The sequence below is a fragment of the Acinetobacter sp. AG3 genome (genome assembly GCF_022343575.1).
Taxonomy (GTDB): Bacteria; Pseudomonadota; Gammaproteobacteria; order Pseudomonadales; family Moraxellaceae; genus Acinetobacter; species Acinetobacter guillouiae.
The window spans coordinates 2,220,291-2,243,404 of record NZ_JAKQZD010000001.1 but is presented as its reverse complement, the minus strand read 5'-3'; the positions used below and the strand labels follow the sequence as shown (position 1 = coordinate 2,243,404).

Genomic DNA, 23,114 nt, shown 5'->3' with positions numbered 1-23,114 from the left:
CTAGTTAAGCTACCTTATTTTGTTGTGGTAGCTGGTCATAGTAAAACTCATCTGGAGTCATTTTGTCCAGACTCGAATGAGGTCGTTTCAAATTATAAAATTCAAAATATGCGTTTAATTGCTTCTTCGCATCCAAAACATTGCTGTAGGCTTTGAGATACACCTCTTCATATTTAACGCTCCGCCATAATCGTTCAACCATCACATTATCAACCCATCGACCTTTACCATCCATGCTGATTTGGATGTCATTTGATTTCAATACATCAATAAATGCATCACTGGTAAACTGACTGCCTTGGTCTGTATTAAATATTTCAGGTCGACCATATTTTTCAATAGCTTCATTTAATGTTTCTATGCAAAATGTAACCTCCATACTAATCGATACTCTATGCGCAAGTACCTTGCGGCTATGCCAATCAATCACAGCACATAAATAAACAAAGCCTTTTGCCATAGGGATATACGTTATATCCGTAGACCACACTTGATTACTGCGCTGAATAGCCAATCCTTTGAGCAGATATGGATATTTGCGGTGAGCTTGATTAGCCTGGCTTAAATTTGGTTTGCAATATAACGCATTAATGCCCATTTTCTTCATTAAAGTACGTGTATGACGTCGTCCTATATGATGTCCTTGACGATTCAACAAATCACGCATCATACGGCTACCTGCAAAAGGGTATTGCATATGTAACTCATCCATACACCGCATCAGCTTCAGATCTGATGCACTCACAGGTTTTGGGCGATAGTAATAACAACCACGGGAGACTTTCAGCAGCTGAGCTTGCTTAGATACTGAAATCTGAAGTGAGTCATCGATTAACTTTTGTGGTTGAAGCGGCCCAGTTTCTTCAACACACCTTCTAAAAAATCAATTTCTAATGCCTGCTCACCGATTTTTGCATGTAGTTTTTTTAGATCGATGGGTGGTTCTGTTGGAGCTTTTGATTGATCGAAAGCTTGCGAGGAAGCTGAAATCAGTTGATTTTTCCAGTCGATAATTTGGTTTTGATGAACATCAAATTCAGCACTCAATTCAGCAAGTGTTTTTTCTGCTTTAATCGCAGCAAGTGCTACCTTAGCTTTAAAATCATTTGAATGATTTCTTCTTGGTCTACGTGCCATAAAATACTCCATATATTGATGTTTATAACATCATTTGGGGAGCAAAATATCACTTATAAGTGTTGTTCAAATTTCCTGATCCACCTCTGTTTTTTCAATAACTAAATTTTGAATATGACGGTCTTGACTTAATTTTGCATAATAAGCAGACTTTTTGTAATATTGATTTCTAATTGACCACATTGATGCACGAACAAGTATTTTTTTTGACTTATTATTAACTTGTTGACTGAGTATGAATTCACGCAAGAGTGGATGGACTTTAAATTCTCGATTATTTCGATCTGTATTTTCGATAAATGCTCCGCTATGATATAACTGTTTTAATCTAGATTTACTATCAGTAAATTTTAATGCATAGTTGCAAAGTTCAGCATTCGCCGTTTCAAGAGTAGACAAACCAATCAGGAATTCTTGCATATCAGAATCCAAATTATCTAAAATTTGTTCTTTAAAGAGTTGTGAAAATATATAATCCTCACCCGAAAGCTCAAATAACTTTCGTGCATTTTGTTGGTTATTTAATAAATCCTTACAAATGGATATGGCATATGGCCATCCTTGTGTTTTATTAAACACAAATTCAAGTTGACTGGCTGAAATGTTGGTATCTAAATACTCGAAAACTTCGACGCTATTAAAGCTTAAACTTGATGAATTAAATATTTTAATTTTCTGATTCAGTTCTAAATAAGATATTCTAAATTTTGGAAATATACGTGATGCAATGATTACATGGCAATTAACCTTTTTGTTATCTAATAAATTATCAATTTCATTATTAAAGTGAGCACACTCTATTTTTTCGTAATCATCAATAAAGATATAACATTCACCTGAAGTATACCTGTGTAAAATTTTTTCAATCGTTGAATCTTGTTCCAATTGATGATTAAAAAAAAGACTTAAGGCAGCCAACAAGGAACCTCTTTGCTTTGGGTCAAAATTTATCTCATCTAGCCAAATACAGCAAATATCATTACTTATTTTCTCGAAATATTCGAAACAGTATGTCAAAACTGATGTTTTACCATAACCACCTGGTGCAAATAAGAAATTAAGCTGGATATTCTCTATAGATTGCCGAACTTTATAAAAACAGGAATGAATATAAATATTTTCATTCTTATTGTGCCTTCCTTGGCTTGCTGAAAGCATTATCTTTCTTCCATAAATAATTTATCATTATTTAAAAATTCTCTATAACTATTCTAATAATGATAATTTCTTCCGATATGTTTATTGTAGGTTATATTTTTTTTGAATAACAATGAAATTATGATTATTTTTTAAGCACACATTTTTTAAATCAGACTCAGTTTGAACTAGGTTTAAATCAAGCGCAGTTTTTTGTACAATGCGTTGTTTTGCTGCAATAAAATCTTTTACTGAATTTACGTAGACTACCATTTTTAGCAGATTACCTTTAAAGTATAATCTTGAAAATCCACCCTTTGCGAAACTCTGCCTAATAATGACTTGATCATAGTGATCTATTACACCAGCTATGTGTAAACGTTTGTCATATTGTTCAGACCAAAACCATGGTAATGCACTATGCGGGATTGAATTTCCACTGAGTGTAGCTATTGCCGTCTTGGCTTGATCAACTGCATTTGCTAAGCATTATTTCTACATAATGCGGCTGCATGGATCGCTACTTTCAAACTTGAATAGTCATATTGATTGAGAATACTAGGTGGCAAATCCAAAATGTGATGAAACATTGTTGGTACCCACACTGACTATGGTAATTTTATATTTTTCGATAGTTTCTAATGCTTTTTACACGACGCTATGCCATGCATTAATAACTACTCAGGCAAGATATGGCATGCAAATTCAATATGACAAAAAAGATTGCATTCAAATTACGATTATTGAGAAAGTTTAATTCTAGGTATTGAACTAAATTTGCAATACCCAGAATTGGTGGTATGGGAGAGTTTTTATTTAATTAACCCTTAGCCAAGTTTGACTTCTACCCAATGCTGAAATTCCTAAATAGCCTCGAAGTCTTAGTTTTTTCCCATTTTCAACTAATTCGCCTTCCAAGCTATAAATACGACCAGAATCAGGATCTAAAATTTTTCCATCTTTAAATTTTCCACTTTCTACTAATTTTAAACTATTAATGACGGTTGTACCCTGTAGGCGTTTTCCCATCAACCTACCGTTACAACTTTTACAAGTCAATTTGTTCTCTAGATCAAAGACATCTACAATACTGCCATTATAGATATTGTCTTTTACTTTTTTAATTTCTATAAGAAATTTGGGTTTGCCAGTTTTATCATCAATGGTCTTCCATTTTGTGCCTTGAATCGAATCATTTGCCCAAGAAGCAGAAGCTAGAAAAGCACTTGCTACGAAAATTAAAATTTTATTCATAAACGTATCCTTTTATTTATGGCCTTATTTCCAAGCCAGAAGCTAAACTCATATGTATTTCAGAAAATTTATTGTTTTTTAATAACTGGATTAAAAACAAACAAAAGGCAAGCTAACAAAAGGTGGCTCTGATTTATTCATCACAAAGAACTAATTTATAGTTTTACCTGCCTTAAGTTTTAGCCATTAGCCAAGTAGAAATAACGAATCAAAAAACGTAATGACAAAAACCAACCTTTTTCTCAGGTTTATTTTCGCCATTTTTTTGTCATCTTGATGAAGATACCAAATTGCATCAGGGTGAAAACCAAGGAAATGACAATGAGAACGATGAGTAAATCTAAGCCATTCGATCACGCATTACGTGAGTTAACTAAAGCCCCTTTAATTGCTTTAGCAACTTTATTCTTGTTTATTATCTGTCTAGCCATTCTGGCAATTGTTGAAACTGTGGGAATTAAAACATGGCCATCATGTAGCAAATGAGCTGTTGATCATAAAAGCTTTTGGTCTTGTGCCAGTAAAAAATGACCAGTCAAAAACGACAAATGATGTGAGTACATAAGATGAAAAAATGGCAATGTCGATATTGTTCATTTATTTATGGCAAAAAAGTTGGAATTCCTGAAGACGCGATCGCACCAGGAACATCTCTGGATCAATTTTCAGATGATTGGATGTGTCCAGATTGTGGTGCAACTAAAGAAAATTTTGAGGAAATATTTTAAAACTCATTTCGAGGCAATCAATTTGTAATGACTGATCTTTGCCTCATTGTAAGTATTCTAAAGATTTATTTTTTCAAGGAGTGAGAAAATGGACAATCTTTTTTCAAATACAAGACTAAATAACAATATTTTGATGACAAAGTTCATTCCACCAATATCAATAAAACCGCAGATTAAACGGACTCACTTATTTAATCATTTAAACAAAAATACCAAGGTTAAATTGATTTCTGTGATGGCACCTGCTGGATTTGGTAAAACTGCATTTTTAAGCCAAATTTATATTCATCAAAAGAAATATCGTAAAGTCATTTGGATGACGCTTGATAATGCAGACAATGACTTTAATCATTTTATTCAACATTTATCGTATATTTGGTTTAAAACGACTAATCAAGCTTTTAATAGTAATTTTCTTGAAAATATTACTCAGTATTCAGAACCTTTTTCAATTTTTTTGGATGAAGCAGAACATATTTATGATGAATCAACGCTCAATTTTTTACAGCAGATCATAGATTACTTACCCTTACATAGCCAAATTATCATCAGCTCCCGCCAGTTATTGCCTTTAAAAATTGCCTCATTACGTATTCATTGTCAATTACTAGAAATTACTCAAGAAGCACTCAGTTTTAGTGCAGATGAGATAAATAAGCTGGTCTTAAACAATTATGGATTTCAGCTTCATCCAAATGAAATTAATTTATTGCTCAAAAAAACCGAAGGTTGGATTATTGCTATTCAGCAATTCGGTTTAACCTTAACTTCGAGACATTCTCTACGTACACAGATTCAGAAGTTTTCAATTAATCATAGTGGACTGAATCATTTTTTAAGCGAAGAAATTTTAAATCAATTACCCAATAATCTTCAGGATTTTTTATTGAATTGTAGTGTCTACTCGCAATTTTCTGTGGCTGATTGTGATTGGTTACTCAAAATAAATAATAGCGCTTATTTACTTAAACAATTAGAGCAAAAAAACCTTTTTCTTATTCCTATGGATCAGCAACATGAAAAATATCGTTTCCATGGTTTATTTTTAAGTTATTTACGGAATCAGTTTCAAAGTTTATACCCTATAAAATTTAAATCACTGCATTTACGTGCTGCAGAGCGTCTACTTTATTTAAACCAACCGATTGAAGCAATTGAACACTATTTACTTGCAAAAGCGTTTGGCAAGTGCATCGAAATTTTGACTCTACATAGCCAAAAATTGCTAGAAAAAGGTAGAATACGGTTTTTATTACGCTGTTTGGATCAAATACCAGCCCATATTTTTGAGAATTTGCAACACTTACAAACAGCATATACATTAGCTCTAATTTTAAATCGTCGTTATGCTGAAGCTAAATATGTCATCGATAAAATGAAAAGGCAAAAATTGCTATCTTATATTGAAACTAAAATATTAGATTGCTTATGGCTCACAATGACTGATCATATCGAGGAAAGTTTTGCTATCTGTAAAATAATTTATAATGATCTAAATACATATGATAGCTTGTTGAATCATGTTTTTATTTTAATTTATTCCCATTATTTAATCGCAAATAACAAAATTGATTATGCTCGAAAAATAATTCATAAAGTTATCAATAATTCTCGATATAATAGAAATACTTTTATACAAACTATTTATGAATACAATGAAGCATGTATAGAGTTACAACACGGGCATTTAAATCAGGCTTATATCAGATTGTATACAAATTATAATTGTAGCTGGCGAGATCATCAAAATGATGTAGCTGGTGGTCAAGCAATGATTGAAGTTCCTTTAGCTGAAATTTTATATGAAAGAAATCAATTAGAAGAATCATTAAGTTTAGTCAAAAATTGTCTTGCCTACGCACGTCAAAATGGTCATATAGATTCATTAATATCTGCCTATACACTATCCGCTAAAATTGAATATTCATTACATCATGACAAAACAGCAGCACTATGTTGTCTTAAAGAACTAGAATATATTGGAGCAGATTTTAACTTTATGCGTGTTAAGGCCAGTGCTCTCCTTGAACAAGCGCGAATACATTGGCTGAATAAAGATTATTATCTTGCGCGGAACATTTTGAATGAAATCATTGCTTGGGATATTTGGCATACGCTAGATAATTTTTATATGCCAGCTCAGTATCTTGATACCCCTCAAATGCTTATATGGCGAATTGATATAAGTCACAGTGACGGGAAAAAGCATGAGCGAAAAATTCAAGATTTCATTAAACATACAAAAAATTTACTTCATGAAAGACGTGCAATTAAATTAAAAATGATACTTTCTACTCTTTATTTTAGCGAAAATAATCAGAAACAAGCATTTGATTGTTTTAGAAGCATATTGTTAGATATTGGTAATGAAAAGTACCTTAGAAGCTTTTTAGATGAAGGTCCTATTATGCATAAATTGATTTATGCTTTTTATGAAAATTATAGGGAATCATTTCATCTAGATTCAAATACTCGTAAAATTTTGGAAATTTTAATTTCGTTAGTCGATTATTCTACAATCAAAGAAACACCTCCAAATAGAAAAAATGTATTTTATGAAGCTTTAAGCAAACGAGAATTAGAAATTTTAAGTCATGCCGCTGAAGGACTACGTAATCAAGAAATTGCAGATAAAATTTTTTTAGCAGTAACAACGGTTAAGGCCCATCTTAGACGTATACACTCTAAACTGGATGCACACTCTCGTACAGAAGCTGTTGCCATAGCGAGGAAAAATGGCTGGTTATAGTGATCAATTGGTATTTTTCTCTTGTTAAACCATTAACGGCGTATGATTTTGCTGTTGAATATTTGAAAGTTTAATTTTCTTGCTGTTCCTTAGATTTAAGTTACAGCTCGGATAGAAGCTTAGAATGCCCACCCATATATTTTCTAATTGCCTGAATCAAGAGATTTGTTTTAATTTTTATGGAAAAAAATCAATAATCAAAGAAAATTTAAAGGTAATTCAGTCGTATACTTAATTTGCTCCATCGCAAAACTGGAGCTCACATCAGTAAGACCAGAAATTTGAATTATTTTTTTATAGACTTTGTCATACTCAAGCACATCGGGTACAGCGACTTTTAACAAATAATCAGTCTCTCCAGCCATTCGATACACTTCTATAACTTCATCGATTGTATGGATATGATTGTGAAATTTTTCAATCCATTCTGCATTATGTTGTGCAGTTTTAATAAAAACCATGACAATCACATTGATATTTAGTTTTTTACGATCTAATAAAGCAACTTTAGCGCGAATGATGCCTTCTTCTTCCATTTTATGAATGCGTCGCCAACATGCTGTATTACTTAATCCAATACGATCTGCGATATCGCCAATCGCCCAGGTACAATCTTTTTGTAATAGCTCCAAAATGCCACGATCGTATTTATCTAGCTGTAATTTCATGCAGTTCACTTTATATAAGAAATTAAAAAAATGAGTCACTGATTTATCTATGATTGGAATGATATTCTATTTTTAACAAGATAAATAGATTTTTAATTCTTAGTGCTGATTACTTGAAACTCTCATTCAAATCAAGAGTAGTTCAGATAAGTTATGGCTCTATTCACGGTTTTTTAACGCATTGCTAATAAGAATAAGGCGTTATAGCGATTGGAAAAGTTCTTGTAGTGTTTGGATAAACCATGTTCTGGCTTCTATGTCATCTCGATGGTTATACCAATTGGCACTCACATTAAACGGTTTAACTGAAAACGGTAATTCAAAAATATTGACATCACCATTACGCGCATAAACTTTTGCTGCCCGAGAAGGCAAAGTCACTAATAATTCAGAACTGGTCACAACATCTTGTAAAACACTAAAATGAGGAAGCTCAAGCATGATTTTTCTTTTTAAGCCTAATTCTTTTAGCCTTTGATCAATTTCAATATGACCCGTTGAAGATTTAATAGCTGCATGATTTTCTTGAAAATACTGTTCTAAACTCAGTGTATCCCTGATACGTGGATGGTACTTATGCGCAATGCACATATAGCGTTCTTCAAATAAATTACGTGATTCAATTTTAGGCATAACGGTATAACTACTATTGAATACAGCAACATCTAAAAAACCTTCAGTCAACCAGTCTTCTACTTTATGCGATTGAATTTCTTCAATTTCCACCTTAATAAATGGTGCTTCTTTAGAAAGGTATTGAATTAACGAAGGTAGTAAACATATTTCACCCAAATCAGACAAACCTAAACGAAATATCCGAGTTGAGGTTTTTGGGTCAAAGTATTTAGATGCTGTAATTGCCATTTCAATATCGGTAATTGCTTGTCTAAAGCTTGGGTATAAACTTTGTGCCAACTTGGTCGGTTTGACCCCAAATTTGTCTCGTTCAAATAAAGGATCATTTAAAAATTTACGTAGGCGATTTAGATTGTAGGTGACAGAAGGTTGGCTTAAATTGAGGCGCTCAGCTGCATGACTAATATTTTTAGTTTCAAAAACGATAATAAAAACTTTAATAAGACTTAGATCAATCAATTGTAATATCTCTATTGAATGAGGGAGGTAGACCTCCCTACTCTACTTTTAGATTTGTAGCGCTTTCACCGCCAATTTTGTTTTTTTCAAGCGTAAGTGAATCATTGAAACACTTATTACCGCAATAATACAGGGGATTGATAATGCGATAAAATTATAATTAATGGGCAGACTTAAGCTTAATAACCAACCACATAAGATTGGCCCTAAAATTGCACCTAAGCGCCCCACACCTAAAGCCATTCCTAAGCCTGTTGTACGAATATTGGATGAATAAAATTGAGACATATACGCCAATAATAAGATTTGCCCACCAATTGATGCCGCACCTGCAACCGCAATACAAAAATAAAGAATGACCATTGGTAAATTATAACTCAGTAAAATTAATGCGATCGCGCCACTTAAAAACAGTGAGCATAATACCTTTGCCAGATTAAAACGATCCGCTAAGTAGCCACCACAAATTGCACCAAGCATTCCCCCAATATTTAAAGCCAATAGAAAAACCAGACTGGTCGATAAATCATAGCCTGCTTCTACCATTAATTTAGGCAACCAATTACCTAAAGCATAGACCAGTACAAGCGCCATAAATACGCTGCCCCAGAATAAGAGTGTTACCATCCCACGATTTTCTGCAAATAAATCCTTGATCGGGGTTTTAGAGGTGGATTGATTGTCTTGATGAAGACCAATTTGAGTCTGAGACGTATAGGTAATATTGCCGTCAATTTGTTTAAGAATCTCAATGGCTTGGTCGGTTTTATCACGGCGTACCAAATAATCAATCGATTCGGGTAACAGCTTCCAGATTATGGGAATGAGTAAAAGTGGTGTGCCTCCTAGAATAAACATGATTTTCCAACCAAATTGCGGGACTAACCACATTCCTAATAAAGCTGAACACATCCCACCAACTGCATAACCACTAAACATTAAGGAAACCAAGGTTGAACGTAGTTTTTTAGGTGCATATTCCGTCATCAAGGCGATTACATTTGGCATGACTCCGCCTAAACCCAAACCAGCCAAAAACCGAAAGATTGCAAAATTTTGTGGATTATTGGCATAACCACAAAGTAAAGTAAAACCACTGAATAAACAGATACATAAAATAATTAATTTTTTGCGGCTAAATCCATAGCTTTCTAATTTATCACTCAGGCTACCGAAAATAATTGCACCAAACATCATCCCAAATAAAGCGACACTGCCCAGAAATCCAGCCGTAATACTGTCAATTTTCCATTCTGCCATCAACTTGGGTAAAGCAACACCGTAAATCACTAGATCATAACCATCAAAGATAATGATCAATGCGCTGAGTAGAATCACCCGCCAATGAATGGCTTTTAATTTGGCATGATCAATAATTTCATTTGCATTTATGATTTGCATAATAGACCTCCCTGGTCATATTGTCCTGTTTGTAATCTTTGTTGTTTAAGTCGTCATTTCAGTGTGCTGTAGTTGTTTTGCTAATGCTGCTTTAGCTGTTTGAATATCATCTTCAAGCGAATGCTGCCATAACCAGTCAAAACGCTGTGCCAGATGTTGGCCTATTGATTCAAAATCAGGATATTTCGATGAATATAGCTCATAGATTTCACCTGATTCACGCGAGGTATTTTGAACTTTCACGGCGCGCGCTAATCGAACTTGCTCATAGATTTCTGATACAGCTTTGATAGATTCAGATGTCAACTCAGGGTTTTCTAATAATTTAGCTAAAATCAAAGCATCCTCTAAACCTTGTCCAGCACCAGCACCTTGATGCGGTAACATGGCATGAGCAGCATCGCCAATCAAAATCACATTATTGCTTTTGTTTTTATAGGTTTCTAAAGGTTGAATCTCATGTAGTGCCCAAATGGTTGGTGAGTCGATCAGATCTAATAACGCCTTACAACTCTCGCTCCAGTCTGCAAAATCAGCCAGCATGGCTTGTTTTGAAACAGGAGATGTCCATGGTGTATTCTCTGCTAATACGGTTTGCGTGCGATCTGACTTAAATGCCACAATGTTAATTTCTTCACCCTGACGGATTGGGAAAGTTAAAATATGTTTATCTTTCCCTAAAAGCATTTGCGGCACATCGGCAATTTCTGCATCATTTCTCAGTTTTGCAATGGCTTGCTTAAAATCTTGAAATTTAATAATTCCACGATATGCCCAAGTTCCCGAAAATTGAGGTTCAACACGCGCTAATTGATTAGAATCAAGCACATGGTTTCGAACAACTGAACGGATCCCGTCACAACCAATCACATAATCAAATGTAATATGTTGACCATCGATAAAGTGAATTGTCGCTTGTTCTTCATCTGCCTCAATTTCTTGTACACGTTTATTAAAATGTACATTTGTTAAAGGCACTAACGGAATTAAACGATCGAGAAAATCTGCACGATGTACCGAAGACTGTCCCACTTGTGGCGCAATCGATGCAGATAGATACTCATCGGTATAACCATTACGCCATTGAAACCAAATATCAGTGTATGGTGCCTTTACCTGATCTGCAATAGATTCATACTCTTGGCTTAAACCTAATAATTGAATGGCTTTAACTGCATTGGCACCAAATGAAATCCCTGCACCAATTTCAGAAAACTGTGATGCAGATTCAAAGAGATGTACATCTAAATGTGTATTTTTGACCAATTGAGTCATGAGTGCTAATCCAGCAATACCGCCACCAATCACAGCAACTCTAATTTTTTTGTCCATTTTTAGCATTCCTTACTAAATTGCTTAGAATTCTATGATTGGTTATTTTTTAGAATAAATCCAATTTATATTTTTAGGTTTATACTATCAAATTTTTTGATATTTATTTAAATAAATCTCTTTCCTAAAGCAAAAAATGATCATGTAGCGTGAATCATATTGCGATTGAAAGTCCCTCCTCCCTCCGAGAGAAGGCTAGGATGAGGGGGATTTTATGTTGATTTATAGTTTTAAAAAAGGACTTTTTGAAAAATTCTAAAGTATTGATATAACTAAATTATTGTTCTATTTCTTGAAGAGTGTTTTAAATATCACGCTTAGTTTCATAAATTTATTTGAGACTTAAATAAAATATTTAAGAACCTTGTCTATACAACACTATTTTTCTTATTGAGATCACTTTTTAGATTTAGACTTTTCAGAGGTTACATTGATATACGTGTAACCACGCTGTTCTTCAAGTTTTTCATACTTTTCGGCAATTGTTGGATCAGATAAATCCTCACCAATTTGAACATCACCATGAATTCCATTTAAGCCATGAATTGCTGAAATGTGATTGCTCCAAGAAGTACGGTCTGCGGTAGTCGTCTTATATTGGAGTAAATAATTATCTAGGATTCCCTTACCTGGTTTATCAATCTCATTACTCAATGCTACGAGATAATCTATTTTATTTGTTCTATCCCATTCTATTGAGAATCCTGCACGATAACAAAGTTCAATATGAACTAGCAGCATAGTACGACCATTTCCATCTAAAAAAGGATGGCCATATGCAAATAATCCCATGATCTCGCCAAACTTGTGATTCATCATTTTAGGATCATTGGCTAGACTTAAGCCTTGTTCTATAGCAAGCTGTGCTGACATAGGATGTGCAAATAATGTATCTGCTTTTTTTATCGCGCAATTTGGTGAAGTGATTGATCTATCTTGGCCGGCCCAAGGATAATAATCTGAAAACAAAATATGATGAACTTTTAGGAAGTCCGCATAAGTTATTCGTGGACATGATGCTAAAAAATCTAAGGCTGTATCAATATTCGCTTCAAAATAAGCATGTTCAAAACGCTTAACGATTTCTAAATTTTTATCTTTTCTGAAATTGCGTAAATAACCGTTTGTCTCAAAATCATTAAAGGGATCAAACATGTTGAGTTTCATCAAAATAACGGCCAAGCAAAATCAACATTTGTGAACCATCGATCACATTTGCTCGACGTAAAGCAATTACTAATTTTTCAGTTTCGTCTGGTTTAACATCATCATCAGCTAAACGAGTAATCGTTTGAGCCAATAGACTACTTCTAGTATTGATATAGCTTATATGGTTTTGACGTGCAAGTTTCGCTATATATCTTTTCAACCCTTTATGTGGAATTTCATTCACATTCAGCATCACAAAGTTCCTTAATAAAACTGCCTCTCTATTATAACATGGGTAACTTCTACGCTAATAAAAAATGAGATGCTATTGACGGTTCGTTAATTAAATTATCTAACCGTCAAATATTAACTTAGCTTACATCTCAATTTAAATTGCCAATAAGCTCAACAAGTTACTTTAAAAACCCACAGTCCACGAGAGTTGTGCTGTACGTGGTGGGCCAAGAAATAAATAGTCATCGCCTAAGAAACTCCCCGCATCGCGCCAGTATTTTTTATTAAACATGTTATCAATGTTGAATCGAAGCGTATTGTCATAACCATAAGCACGAAAGTTATAAGCTGTACCTATATCAAACACGCTATAGCCTGATACTTTTACTGTACCAGTTTTATTGGCATATTTACTGCTGCTGTATTGCATGCCAGCCAATAAACGTAAGCCATCTACTTGTGGTACTCGATACGACAGATGATTAGCAAAACGGACACTTGGTACATTCTGAGTTTGATGACCTTGATAATCTGCCACTTGTATTTCTTTTAAACGTGAACGGATCAAAGCTAAAGAAGAAGTCATATCTAGATTTTGCCCGAAGCGTCCTTGTAAGCCCAATTCCAAACCAAGGTTATGTTGCTTACCATCCGTGACAAAGTATTTGTCTGCGTTGGTGTATTGATTGTCTTGGGTTAAATCGAACAATGCCGCGGTAAACAGTAATGTTTGCCACTGCTGCTTAATCCCCAATTCATACTGAGTTGAATTTATCGGTGCTAACGTTTTAAAAGCATTACCTTCAATCCCTTGATCAGGAATACCAGTAGCAAACCAAGGGGCTTGTCCGCCATCACTTAAACCTTTGGCATAAGAAGCATAGAGATGGGTGTGTTCCCAAGGTTGATACATCAACGCAAACTGTGGCAAGAAACGATTAAAATTGGTCTCTCGGATGTTGTTAGTATTCTCATCATAGGCATTTTCATTTAAGTGCATTAGTTTGCCGCCCAACAAAACTGACCATTCAGCGTTAAAGTCAATCTGGTCAAGTAAGTTCAGTGCGGTTTGTTGACTGTCTAATGATTTATAATGTTTACCTAATGTTTTTTCAGTCGGTATATAGTTTATAGGATCATTATAAATATTTCCTGTAGATTCAGAACCCTTAACTATAGGCTCGTTGATTGCATTATATTGCGTATGACGTTTACTTATATGTGACAGTTCTAAACTTAGCTTATGTTGCCAAGCCCCAGTGCTAAACTTTCCGTTTAAGCCTGCTTTAAATTGATTGGTTAAAAAGCTGTCATCTGGATTACGGAAATCATAAATATCATAGTTACCATTTTGGTCAAAAGTATTACCTAAACCCGTTTTTTGACAAATACTGCTACCACAACCCCACGGAAATGCTGAATAATCATCAATCACGACACGGCTTTGTGAAGCAGACAGATTTGTTGTCCAGTTGTCATTGACTTGGTAAATATATTTTAAGCTGGCATTTAGGCTTTCATTGGTCACTGGTTTACTCCAGCTTTGATAGCCAAGTAACCGATCCCATTTAACCCCAGTGGGTACAGTTGTACCATCCAGTAACTGATAACCAGCGACTGAGCGCTGACGTTGACGCTGCGATTCAATGTCAAATTCTAATTTTGAGCGATCTGAAATCTTCCAGTCTAATGCCAAAGCGCCAAATAAACGCTGCCCATCTGCATGCTCAACATAAGGATGAATTTCTTCTTTGGCCAGATTCACTCGATAACCAAACTGTTGCTCTTCTCCCAACCAGCCACCCAAGTCAGTTGCAACACGATTGCCACCATGACTATCTACTTCAACGGTAATAGCACGAATGTCTTCTGGACGTTTAGTGACATAATTGATGACACCACCCGGTGTTGACATCCCACTTTGGATTGCACTTATACCCTTTAGAATTTCAACTTGTGCTTTGTTCTCAAGCGCCACATTTTGCTCACCACGCAACAAATTGCCATTGAGTAAATAACTTGACCCTAAATTTAGGTTAAAGCCACGCATAATAAAGTTTGGATAATAACCAATGGGTGCGTAGCCATCGCCGATTGCTGCATCATTTTTAACAACATCCGTCAGGGTTTTTGCATGTTGGTCAGCGATACGTTCCGCGGTGACTGTACTGATAGATGCAGGGATCTCAGCAAGATTCTGCTGAGTAAATCCTGATAAATTTACCTTGGGTTGATAATAAGCAGCTGGTGTTGTTTCTTCTGTTTGTACGCTTACTTTAATCGTTTTAAGTTGCTGTGTATCTTTTTCAGTATCAGCATGTGCCAATACTGGACTTAGCCCTAGACATGAAAATGAACCAACCGCCAGTAGTGCTTTTTGTAAACGAGAAAATGGATACGTTTTCACAGTAATTGTCTAACCCCAAAAGATAATCTTACAGCCTAAATTTGTGCGCATGAGTATTCACAATTTTCTTCGATTGAACAAGCATTTCTATAAGATATTTAAGCTTTAAAAAAATATTTCGATAGAGCTATGTAGATAAAAATTTAGGTTTGAATTTATTTTTAAATTTTTAAATTTTTAAATTTTAGTCACAACATGTCTGTAAGATTTATTTAAATACTAGATATCTTTTTTGCTTTATATTTTTAATGGATTTACAATAATATTTTAGAATACTTAAACAATAAATATTGTTTTTCATTTGATTTTAATTTATGTTAAACAGTAATAAAATTTATATTTTTAGAGTAAATTAATGATAAACTATATCTGCACATTTTATATTGAATCTAAAATTAAAAAAACAGTAGATTTGGAGCTAAACAAATACAATTATTTTGAGTTAATAAAAAAATTTAGAAATGAAAATTTCATTAGCGCAAAAGAATTACTAAGATTAGATGTTTTGTTAGATTCATATACATATTCCGTAAAATTAAGACCTTTAGATGGAAACCTTACAAGAAGTAGAACAGAACTAGAAAAATATCTAAAACTTCTTATTAAAAAAGATGTTGAAAGAAAATATATTAATTTAAGAGATGTCGGTTTTTTATCATGTTCTCGAGATGAAGGTCTTTTTTCAGATTATACTAATATTTCTAGTTGGTGGCTTGCGACATTGTTTAAAGGAAAGAAAAGCTTATCAGAAGAAAAACGAGAAAATTATCTAAAATTTAATCAAGAACAGATATTAGAAACTATTATAGACAAGGAAAACCCATCACCTGATAGTTTTACAGATAATCATCAGGATTTTTATAAATTTCAATGGCATAATAAAATAATGGCTAATAATGCTGGTGGTTCTCATCGTTTAGGGCGAGTTATAACTCTATGTAATGAGTTTAATCATAATGAATTATATGAAACTAATCTTCATAGTTTTTATATAGATAATTTAATTTTAGATACATTATTTGAAAAATATTGTCTTTTTATAGTATTTAAAGACAAATCAATTATTCATTTTATAAACTTTATTTACTCAAAAAAAATTGAAGCATATACGCTTGATTTAGAAAATTTTCATATATTAATAATTAAGAAGGATAATAATTCTTCAAGCATATGCACTATTTTAAATAATAATCAGAACATTAAAGAATTTTTGAAAGAATTTATGATCTGAATAGTCATTAACAAAAGCTAGATATACTTAAGTTTTTTTGACTTAAGCTGATTTTTGCAATCATTTTTTAATTTACGTCTTAAAGTTGAAGCAGTCATGAAGAGATTTGAGGCGATTAAATCAACAGGCCATTCAAAAGTGAGATCACTTGAAATCATTGAAAGCTCTTTTTCGCTTAAACGAAGAGTTTCACTGATATTAGAGACTTCAGTATATTCAGCGTGAGGAACAAACTTTGTTGATAGCTCAGCAAAATCCTCGTCTTCGAAATCAATCAGTACTGCAAAATATTCCTTTTGATGAGGTATATTTCTCATATCTACTCTTGGACTGTTTGGTAGAAATACGAAAGTACCAGATCGGTATTCTATAGACTTAGATTTTCCAAGTTGCTTTTCGCCATTTAAAATAAAAATCAGTAATGGCTTTTTTATGATTGGTATTTCGTTAGGACTGAGAATCCACTATAACTTCGCTAAAGCATCAAGATGTTGCTGGAAATCACCTTCCGTTCCTGTAGCATTTACATGATCGAAGTAATCATACCAACCACTTGCTTGAATACCTGTTAATAATGCATCCCGTGCCTGTTGATTTGGAAAGCGCCAAATCCCCATAAAACGATGATAACTACTTTGATCAGCTGCAGTATCAATCTCGGTGAGTGTTAAAAGCTCGACACCCAGACTAGACAAGCCTCCCATAGCTGCGCCAACATCAGTCAAATATTGTTGACGCTCTTGTATAGGTAAAGCTTGCCAAACTGCATTGGGTGTATAGAGTTCAATGAGATAGTGATTCATGATTATTCCTTGATTTAATTCAACGTTTTATATCGATAATTTAAAAAGATTTTTATATAAATATTTTATCAGCACTTATCAACAAGATTTTTCGCCACTTTCTCAAGTAAACCTGTTAATTGTTCACGTTCAGCTTGGGTTAACCCAGCAAACAGACTGGCAATCCAGCGACTATGCTGATCAAACACAGTTTTTGCGACTTGCTTGCCCTTTGCCGTCAGCTGAATACATAACGCGCGACGATCTTCTGGATCTGCGTGACGTTCTACCAATTGTTCACGTTCTAAACCATCCAGTAGTCCAGTGACTGTGGCACGGGTAATTCCCGCTTGTTCAGCTAAAGTTTTAGGCGCTACAGCATCACTAGCTGCATCAAGGAGAAATAAAAGCACAAATCTCCCTTCAGATAAGCCATAAGGCGCAAGTTGTGCGGCACAGTCTCGATCAATACTTGAAGCGAGTGAAAGCGTTTGAAAACAGAGGCGTAAATTTTCAATATCTGCCATTTTACGGCGTTGCGCTTCATACAAAAGCGCGGTGTATTTCTGTTCTAGATTCATTTAGTATTTAGCCATATAGTATGGTAGCTAACTATATATTGAATATTTTAGCTGTGTCAAGATTGATTCTTTACCAAAAAAAAACAGTGCTTAAATTGATCGATTTTAAATGGACTAAAACAGATTTTTTCAGATTAATTTTTATGTTTACTTTATCTCGTGTTAAATCGATAAAATAATCCTTAATATTATTTTGAATAGATAGAAGCTAGCTCATGATGTTTTATAAGTTATTGAAATATATAGTTAAAGTTTAATTTATTCATCAATTAAAATCTATTCAATATTGCCCTTTCAACGTGATGAAACGCCCATTTATTCGCCGTAAAGCAAGGCTTAAAACTCAACAAAATATGTCGCAATCATACGATGTATATTCCAAGTCAATATTCATCACTTATACATTGTTACTGCTGATCTATGTCTAAGCTTTTGAAGATCAAACCAGATATTGATCTAAATTTTTAAGGGAAAAATCGATGATTTGCAAAAGCATTTGTTCTGAATAACCATCTCTGGCTTGAACGGATAATCCATGTAGCACTAGTCCGTAATATTGCCCTAATATTTCAGGGTCAGCATGGTCTAATAATTGTCCCTCTACTTTCGCCTGTTTAAAGCGCTTAACCAGACTTTGACCACGTTCAATACGTTGTTGCTTCATCCAGTCTAAAAGACCTTGATTTTCCTGACTTAATACACTTGCAGATGATACAACCATACAGCCATATGAATGATTATTCTGGGTATAAAGTTTGATTGCATCTTGAAATAATTGGCTGATCGCATCCTTGATATTTGCTTGTCGTAAAGCGTGGATCGCAAAGCCGCCTTCATTTTCTTCGTAGTGTAAAACAGCTTCTCGAAACAACGCCTCTTTCGAGCCAAAGGCTTTATAAATACGCGCGGAAGCAATACCTAAGACCTCGACTAAATCTGACATCGAAGTCCCTTCATAGCCATGCTGCCAGAAAAAATCACGCGCTTGAATCAGTGCTTTTTCCCTATCAAATTCTCTTGGTCTACCAGCCATAACGACGCTTCAATTCGATTTAGTGTTTTTTATTATCATTCGAAAAAAAAAATTTCGCAAATAAATCAATAGGATTTATTGGAGAGGCTACCCCTTTTTAGATTCTTTTTTAAAAACTTGTTGTTTTTATTCAAAAGAAAGCCTATTGTTTGTCGATCGACAACTAATTGAGTTTAGCTATGCAAACCATCAAAGGTCCAAGTATTCATCTCGCACAATTCAGTGATGATATTTTCCCATTTAATAATTTAGAGAGCATTGCCGCATGGGTTTCCGATAAAGGCTTTAAAGCTGTACAACTGCCAGCATGGGATAAGCGTTTATTTGATGTTAATTTAGCAGCCACAAGCCAAGATTATTGCGATGAAATACAAGGGATTTTACAAAATAATGGTTTAGAAATTAGTGAGTTGACAACGCATATTTTTGGTCAACTTATGGCTGTGCATCCAGCTTATGATGCTTTGTGTGATGGTTTTGCACCTTCACATTTACATGGAAATTCAGTAGCTAGAACTCAATGGGCTGAACAACAAATGTTGGCTTCTGTGCAAGCATCTGCCCGTTTAGGTTTACAAGATATGGGAACTTTTTCAGGTTCACTGGCATGGCCTTATATCTTTCCTTTTCCTCAACGCCCCGCTGGACTTATTGAAACCGCTTTTGATGAACTTGCACGTCGTTGGATGCCGATCCTCAATGCTTGTGATGAACATAATGTCAATCTGTGCTACGAGATTCATCCTGGCGAAGACTTACATGATGGCATTTCCTTTGAAATGTTCTTAGAACGGACACAACACCACCCACGTTGTCAGATTCTTTTTGACCCGAGTCATTTTATTCTGCAACAACTGAACTATTTAGAATACATCGATATCTATAAAGATTTTATTCGGATGTTCCATGTCAAAGATGCTGAGTTTAACCCGACAGGTCGACAAGGGATGTATGGGGGCTATCAAAATTGGGGAGATCGTGCAGGTCGATTCCGCTCTACTGGAGATGGTCAGGTTGATTTTAAAGCAATTTTCTCAAAATTGGCACATAACGACTATCAGGGCTGGGCAACTTTGGAATGGGAATGTTGTTTAAAAAATAAAGAGGATGGCGCAAGTGAAGGTGCTGAGTTTATTCAACAACATATTATTCATGTTACTGATAAAACCTTTGATGATTTTGCCGCAGCGCCTGTCAATCAATTGCAAATAAATCAACTTTTGGGTATCTAAGGCAGAGATTGAGCATTTACTATGACAACCATTACAACACATGAAAATTTAGTTGATCAATTTCAGCATCATTACATCCATATAGACAGTAAAAAGCTTCATTATGTCTCTACAGGTCGTGGTCCTGTCGTATTACTTATCCCCGGTTGGCCACAAACATGGTACGCATGGCGAAATGTAATGAGCGTATTGGCGGACAATGGTTATCAGGCAATTGCTGTGGATCCACCGGGAACAGGCTATTCTGTCCCGCTGAATGGAAGTTATGATACGGGGCGAATTGCGACAATTTTATCCAGCTTAATGTCAAAACTTGGACATGATACTTATTCAGTGATTGGTCACGATATCGGGATGTGGGTTGCTTATGCACTTGCAGCTGATTTTCCCCAATCTGTTACTTCTCTGGCTGTGACTGAAGCCGTTATTCCCGGATTGGCAACGCCACCCTCTATTTTTGTTTCAGCTGATGAAAATATTTTTCTATGGCATTTCATGTTTAATCAAGTGATGGACTTACCTGAAGCTTTGGTCAGTGGACGTGAAGAAACTTATCTCAATTATATTTTTGATAAGTGGTCATGGCATAGAGATAAAGTCGCCGCTGCAACTTATATTGAGGCTTATAAAGTATCGGGACGTTTAACGGCAGGCTTTAATTACTATCGTTCAATCCCCGAAACCATTCGTCAAAATAAAATCCGCGCAACTAAAAATCTAGAAATGCCTGTATTGGCGATTGGTGCAGAACAGGCAACCAATGATGCACCTTATGAAACCATGAAAAAAGTTGCACCACATTTAACCAGTGCAATTGTCAAAGATTGTGGTCATTTTATTATGGAGGAACAACCCGAAGCGTTTTGTTCCCTGATTTTAGAATTTCTACAACAGGAGCAATAAGATGCCTTTAGATCATCAAATTACAGACTGGCTTAACACTAGACCTGCTGCAACAACTGCAAACACACTTTGTGAATTAAGAGCGCAGGTAAATCAGGACATCATACAACAGCAAGGTATTGAGCGAGATCCCAGCTATCAATCCAGTTTTTGGGTCACAACTTCTGATCAAGCTCAAATCCAAGTTCGGGTATATACGCCCTATGCTTTGGTGCAGCTACAAAGCAACCCAGCTTTAGTATTTGCCCACGGTGGCGGATGGTGTTTGGGGAGTTTAGATGCATGGGATCGTTCATGTCGTTTACTGGCAGAATCAACACAGTATGTTATCTTTTCAGTGGATTATCGCCTAGCGCCTGAATTCAAATTTCCAGTACCGCTGACAGATTTTTTTACAGCACTTCGTTATATTCAAGAACATGCTTTAAGTTTAGGGCTTGATCGAAATCGTATTGCTGTGGGTGGTGATAGTGTGGGCGCTAACCTTGCAGCGGCTGCATGCTTACTCGCTAAAGCGCATCCAGAAATCCAGATTAGTCAACAACTGCTGTTTTATCCAGCCTTAGATGCCACGATGCAGGGTAAATCCTATGAAACTTATGCGGATGGTTATGGCTTAACCACTGCAACAATGGCGTATTGTTGGGATCAATATTTAAATAGTGATTCTGACAAAACCAATGAGTTGGTGAGCCCCCTACTGGCACAGTCATCACAAGGCTTACCTGAGGCAACAATTTTTGTCTGTGAATATGATCCACTGCGCCATGATGGTGAACAATATGCTGAAAGATTAAGAGATGCGGGTGTCTCGGTGAAATTTCATTTTCTAGCAGGAATGATTCATGGTGCAATCCATATGACTGCAATCACAGAGAAAGCCAATGCTATATACGATAAGATTGATTTATAGGTGATTTTGATCATCATGAAAAAAGGAAATCGCATGATTTCCTTTTTTGCTATTTCAAAAGTATCTGAATGTTTATAAAAACAGAACTGATATACGCATTAAAGATATTAACCTAATTCAGCCAATATTTTATCTAGCGTTGCATTCTGTTGCTGCCATTTGGGCTGTTTATCTTTGTCGACAATTAAAGCGCGAACACCTTCAAGAATATCACCATGTTCAAACCAGATATCCTGTAAATTTCGTTCCAGCTGCATACATTGTTGTAATGACAATCCCCGTCCCAAGTATTGCAGTCTTAAACTGGTCTTTTTCGCCACCCAAGAACGTTGTTGCAAGGTGTTTAAGACTTTGCTTGCCCAGGCTTGATGCTGTTGGTCTTTTTCATTTTCAAGACTTTTTTCAATATCTTGTAAATTTTCAAAGCCAAAATGCTTACGAATGTTCTCAACCGATGCACTGAGTTCACTTTCTACAGGGCGGGTAATGAATTTAGAAATTATCTGTTCAATATGGTCTTTGCTTAAATTGCTTGATTGGCTCAATGCATCAAGTAAGGCATTAAACTGTTGGCTAGGAACATGATAATCAATCAAATCTAAATATAAGGCATCACTGCTACTGATTTGGTCGCCAGTGGTTGCCAGATAGACCCCAATATCATCTAAACGTGACAAGAAATGCGTTGCTGCAACATCAGGAAAGAAACCAATCGCCGTTTCAGGCATGGCAAAACGTGATTTTTCACTGCTAACAATAATATGACAGGCCTGTGCCAGACCAAAACCACCACCTAAGACATAGCCATCTAACAATACAACAACAGGTTTTTTAGACGCGCGAATGCTATTCAACATGTCATATTCAGCGATAAAATAGCCTTTATGTCCATCTGTACCATTTTGATAACAATCATAAAGATAACGAATATCACCACCTGCACAAAATGCTTTTGGGCTATTGGATTTGATCAGTATCGCTTGAATGCCAGCATCATTTTGCCAAGTTTCAATTTGTATACGGATACCATTGATCATATCCAAAGTCAGTGCATTCAGGCTGGACACTCGATCTAAAGTAATCACACCCAGCGCTGCGTGCTGTTCGACGATTAAATGATTTTCAGTATTCATCCGATCTTCATCCTA

General features: G+C 35.1%; 23 protein-coding genes. 7 read left to right on the top strand and 16 right to left on the bottom strand.

Translation table 11 applies throughout. The features are described from left to right. Window positions 1-4: 4 nt before the first annotated feature. The 4 genes from L3V46_RS10380 to L3V46_RS10365 all read right to left on the bottom strand — a co-directional run bounded on the left by L3V46_RS10380 (window position 5) and on the right by L3V46_RS10365 (window position 3,528). Window positions 5-1,137, bottom strand: a protein-coding gene (locus L3V46_RS10380; protein ID WP_225367773.1) for an IS3 family transposase whose coding sequence is annotated in 2 segments (ribosomal slippage) — window positions 5-885 and window positions 885-1,137 — 1,134 coding nt in all. Because the reading frame shifts where the segments join, the coding sequence is not laid out codon by codon here. Between the two features lie 66 nt (window positions 1,138-1,203). Next, entirely contained in the window at window positions 1,204-2,295 is a 1,092-nt protein-coding gene (locus L3V46_RS10375; protein WP_239045630.1) for a hypothetical protein, read from the bottom strand. Window positions 2,296-2,376: 81 nt separating this feature from the next. Beyond that, the gene (locus L3V46_RS10370; protein WP_343212685.1) at window positions 2,377-2,703 is read right to left on the bottom strand and encodes an oxidoreductase C-terminal domain-containing protein; all 327 of its coding nucleotides are present in this window, start codon (window positions 2,701-2,703) and stop codon (window positions 2,377-2,379) included. A gap of 387 nt (window positions 2,704-3,090) precedes the next feature. Then, complete coding sequence (locus L3V46_RS10365; protein WP_239045629.1) at window positions 3,091-3,528, bottom strand: DUF2147 domain-containing protein; 438 nt, start codon at window positions 3,526-3,528, stop codon at window positions 3,091-3,093. A gap of 321 nt (window positions 3,529-3,849) precedes the next feature. Between L3V46_RS10365 and L3V46_RS10360 the strand changes: the two genes are divergently transcribed. The 3 genes from L3V46_RS10360 to L3V46_RS10350 all read left to right on the top strand — a co-directional run bounded on the left by L3V46_RS10360 (window position 3,850) and on the right by L3V46_RS10350 (window position 7,005). Then, a complete protein-coding gene (locus tag L3V46_RS10360; protein ID WP_239045628.1) occupies window positions 3,850-4,014 on the top strand; it encodes a hypothetical protein in 165 nt (54 codons plus the stop codon). A gap of 80 nt (window positions 4,015-4,094) precedes the next feature. Beyond that, complete coding sequence (locus L3V46_RS10355) at window positions 4,095-4,256, top strand: rubredoxin (RefSeq protein WP_004821516.1); 162 nt, start codon at window positions 4,095-4,097, stop codon at window positions 4,254-4,256. 88 nt (window positions 4,257-4,344) lie between these two features. Beyond that, complete coding sequence (locus tag L3V46_RS10350; RefSeq protein ID WP_239045627.1) at window positions 4,345-7,005, top strand: LuxR C-terminal-related transcriptional regulator; 2,661 nt, start codon at window positions 4,345-4,347, stop codon at window positions 7,003-7,005. 197 nt (window positions 7,006-7,202) lie between these two features. On the opposite strand, the gene L3V46_RS10345 is transcribed toward L3V46_RS10350, so the two are convergent. The 7 genes from L3V46_RS10345 to L3V46_RS10315 all read right to left on the bottom strand — a co-directional run bounded on the left by L3V46_RS10345 (window position 7,203) and on the right by L3V46_RS10315 (window position 15,291). Further along, window positions 7,203-7,673: an Lrp/AsnC family transcriptional regulator gene (locus tag L3V46_RS10345; protein ID WP_004720411.1), complete on the bottom strand. Its 471-nt coding sequence runs from the start codon at window positions 7,671-7,673 to the stop codon at window positions 7,203-7,205. A gap of 201 nt (window positions 7,674-7,874) precedes the next feature. After that, complete coding sequence (locus L3V46_RS10340; RefSeq protein WP_004720408.1) at window positions 7,875-8,768, bottom strand: LysR family transcriptional regulator; 894 nt, start codon at window positions 8,766-8,768, stop codon at window positions 7,875-7,877. Window positions 8,769-8,816: 48 nt separating this feature from the next. Then, window positions 8,817-10,169 carry an MFS transporter gene (locus L3V46_RS10335; protein WP_239045626.1) on the bottom strand — a complete coding sequence of 451 codons (1,353 nt, stop codon included), beginning with the start codon at window positions 10,167-10,169 and terminating at the stop codon, window positions 8,817-8,819. 45 nt (window positions 10,170-10,214) lie between these two features. After that, the gene (salA, locus tag L3V46_RS10330) at window positions 10,215-11,501 is read right to left on the bottom strand and encodes a salicylate 1-monooxygenase (RefSeq protein ID WP_239045625.1); all 1,287 of its coding nucleotides are present in this window, start codon (window positions 11,499-11,501) and stop codon (window positions 10,215-10,217) included. A 396-nt stretch (window positions 11,502-11,897) separates the two neighbouring features. Further along, window positions 11,898-12,656 (bottom strand): Fic family protein, encoded by a 759-nt coding sequence (locus L3V46_RS10325; RefSeq protein WP_239045624.1) that lies wholly within the window; start codon window positions 12,654-12,656, stop codon window positions 11,898-11,900. Continuing rightward, the gene (locus tag L3V46_RS10320) at window positions 12,649-12,903 is read right to left on the bottom strand and encodes a hypothetical protein (protein WP_239045623.1); all 255 of its coding nucleotides are present in this window, start codon (window positions 12,901-12,903) and stop codon (window positions 12,649-12,651) included. The genes L3V46_RS10325 and L3V46_RS10320 overlap by 8 nt, the downstream gene beginning before the upstream one ends. A 165-nt stretch (window positions 12,904-13,068) precedes the next feature. Beyond that, window positions 13,069-15,291, bottom strand: a complete 2,223-nt coding sequence (locus L3V46_RS10315) for a TonB-dependent siderophore receptor (protein WP_239045622.1) — start codon at window positions 15,289-15,291, stop codon at window positions 13,069-13,071. A 355-nt stretch (window positions 15,292-15,646) separates the two neighbouring features. On the opposite strand from L3V46_RS10315, the gene L3V46_RS10310 reads away from it, so the two are divergent. Further along, window positions 15,647-16,522: a DUF6685 family protein gene (locus L3V46_RS10310; RefSeq protein ID WP_239045621.1), complete on the top strand. Its 876-nt coding sequence runs from the start codon at window positions 15,647-15,649 to the stop codon at window positions 16,520-16,522. A gap of 17 nt (window positions 16,523-16,539) precedes the next feature. Here the strand turns inward: L3V46_RS10310 and L3V46_RS10305 are convergent, their stop codons facing one another. The 4 genes from L3V46_RS10305 to L3V46_RS10290 all read right to left on the bottom strand — a co-directional run bounded on the left by L3V46_RS10305 (window position 16,540) and on the right by L3V46_RS10290 (window position 18,918). Next, window positions 16,540-16,839 carry a hypothetical protein gene (locus L3V46_RS10305; protein ID WP_239045620.1) on the bottom strand — a complete coding sequence of 100 codons (300 nt, stop codon included), beginning with the start codon at window positions 16,837-16,839 and terminating at the stop codon, window positions 16,540-16,542. A 147-nt stretch (window positions 16,840-16,986) separates the two neighbouring features. Then, window positions 16,987-17,325 carry a DUF6616 family protein gene (locus L3V46_RS10300; protein WP_239045619.1) on the bottom strand — a complete coding sequence of 113 codons (339 nt, stop codon included), beginning with the start codon at window positions 17,323-17,325 and terminating at the stop codon, window positions 16,987-16,989. A 68-nt stretch (window positions 17,326-17,393) separates the two neighbouring features. Then, window positions 17,394-17,885, bottom strand: a complete 492-nt coding sequence (locus tag L3V46_RS10295; RefSeq protein ID WP_239045618.1) for a MarR family transcriptional regulator — start codon at window positions 17,883-17,885, stop codon at window positions 17,394-17,396. Between the two features lie 439 nt (window positions 17,886-18,324). Continuing rightward, complete coding sequence (locus tag L3V46_RS10290; protein ID WP_239045617.1) at window positions 18,325-18,918, bottom strand: TetR/AcrR family transcriptional regulator; 594 nt, start codon at window positions 18,916-18,918, stop codon at window positions 18,325-18,327. A 179-nt stretch (window positions 18,919-19,097) separates the two neighbouring features. Between L3V46_RS10290 and L3V46_RS10285 the strand changes: the two genes are divergently transcribed. Genes L3V46_RS10285 through L3V46_RS10275 form a run of 3 tightly spaced genes read left to right on the top strand, consistent with a single transcriptional unit; the run spans window position 19,098 to window position 21,966 of the window. Beyond that, complete coding sequence (locus L3V46_RS10285) at window positions 19,098-20,150, top strand: sugar phosphate isomerase/epimerase (RefSeq protein ID WP_239045616.1); 1,053 nt, start codon at window positions 19,098-19,100, stop codon at window positions 20,148-20,150. 21 nt (window positions 20,151-20,171) lie between these two features. Then, window positions 20,172-21,053 carry an alpha/beta hydrolase gene (locus L3V46_RS10280; RefSeq protein WP_239045615.1) on the top strand — a complete coding sequence of 294 codons (882 nt, stop codon included), beginning with the start codon at window positions 20,172-20,174 and terminating at the stop codon, window positions 21,051-21,053. Between the two features lies 1 nt (window position 21,054). Continuing rightward, window positions 21,055-21,966: an alpha/beta hydrolase gene (locus tag L3V46_RS10275; RefSeq protein ID WP_239045614.1), complete on the top strand. Its 912-nt coding sequence runs from the start codon at window positions 21,055-21,057 to the stop codon at window positions 21,964-21,966. A 107-nt stretch (window positions 21,967-22,073) separates the two neighbouring features. On the opposite strand, the gene L3V46_RS10270 is transcribed toward L3V46_RS10275, so the two are convergent. Then, window positions 22,074-23,099, bottom strand: coding sequence for an enoyl-CoA hydratase/isomerase family protein (locus L3V46_RS10270; RefSeq protein WP_239045613.1), 1,026 nt, complete (start codon window positions 23,097-23,099; stop codon window positions 22,074-22,076). Window positions 23,100-23,114 lie beyond the last annotated feature (15 nt).

Coding starts and splice junctions, on each gene's coding strand:
- L3V46_RS10365 (WP_239045629.1), bottom strand. CDS start 3,528: ATGAATAAAATTTTAATTTTCGTAGCAAGTGCTTTTCTAGCTTCTGCT.
- L3V46_RS10290 (WP_239045617.1), bottom strand. CDS start 18,918: ATGGCTGGTAGACCAAGAGAATTTGATAGGGAAAAAGCACTGATTCAA.
- L3V46_RS10350 (WP_239045627.1), top strand. CDS start 4,345: ATGGACAATCTTTTTTCAAATACAAGACTAAATAACAATATTTTGATG.
- L3V46_RS10375 (WP_239045630.1), bottom strand. CDS start 2,295: ATGCTTTCAGCAAGCCAAGGAAGGCACAATAAGAATGAAAATATTTAT.
- L3V46_RS10345 (WP_004720411.1), bottom strand. CDS start 7,673: ATGAAATTACAGCTAGATAAATACGATCGTGGCATTTTGGAGCTATTA.
- L3V46_RS10270 (WP_239045613.1), bottom strand. CDS start 23,099: ATGAATACTGAAAATCATTTAATCGTCGAACAGCACGCAGCGCTGGGT.
- L3V46_RS10310 (WP_239045621.1), top strand. CDS start 15,647: ATGATAAACTATATCTGCACATTTTATATTGAATCTAAAATTAAAAAA.
- L3V46_RS10300 (WP_239045619.1), bottom strand. CDS start 17,325: ATGAATCACTATCTCATTGAACTCTATACACCCAATGCAGTTTGGCAA.
- L3V46_RS10335 (WP_239045626.1), bottom strand. CDS start 10,169: ATGCAAATCATAAATGCAAATGAAATTATTGATCATGCCAAATTAAAA.
- L3V46_RS10320 (WP_239045623.1), bottom strand. CDS start 12,903: ATGCTGAATGTGAATGAAATTCCACATAAAGGGTTGAAAAGATATATA.
- L3V46_RS10305 (WP_239045620.1), bottom strand. CDS start 16,839: ATGAGAAATATACCTCATCAAAAGGAATATTTTGCAGTACTGATTGAT.
- L3V46_RS10325 (WP_239045624.1), bottom strand. CDS start 12,656: ATGTTTGATCCCTTTAATGATTTTGAGACAAACGGTTATTTACGCAAT.
- salA (WP_239045625.1), bottom strand. CDS start 11,501: ATGGACAAAAAAATTAGAGTTGCTGTGATTGGTGGCGGTATTGCTGGA.
- L3V46_RS10355 (WP_004821516.1), top strand. CDS start 4,095: ATGAAAAAATGGCAATGTCGATATTGTTCATTTATTTATGGCAAAAAA.
- L3V46_RS10280 (WP_239045615.1), top strand. CDS start 20,172: ATGACAACCATTACAACACATGAAAATTTAGTTGATCAATTTCAGCAT.
- L3V46_RS10295 (WP_239045618.1), bottom strand. CDS start 17,885: ATGAATCTAGAACAGAAATACACCGCGCTTTTGTATGAAGCGCAACGC.
- L3V46_RS10275 (WP_239045614.1), top strand. CDS start 21,055: ATGCCTTTAGATCATCAAATTACAGACTGGCTTAACACTAGACCTGCT.
- L3V46_RS10360 (WP_239045628.1), top strand. CDS start 3,850: ATGAGAACGATGAGTAAATCTAAGCCATTCGATCACGCATTACGTGAG.
- L3V46_RS10285 (WP_239045616.1), top strand. CDS start 19,098: ATGCAAACCATCAAAGGTCCAAGTATTCATCTCGCACAATTCAGTGAT.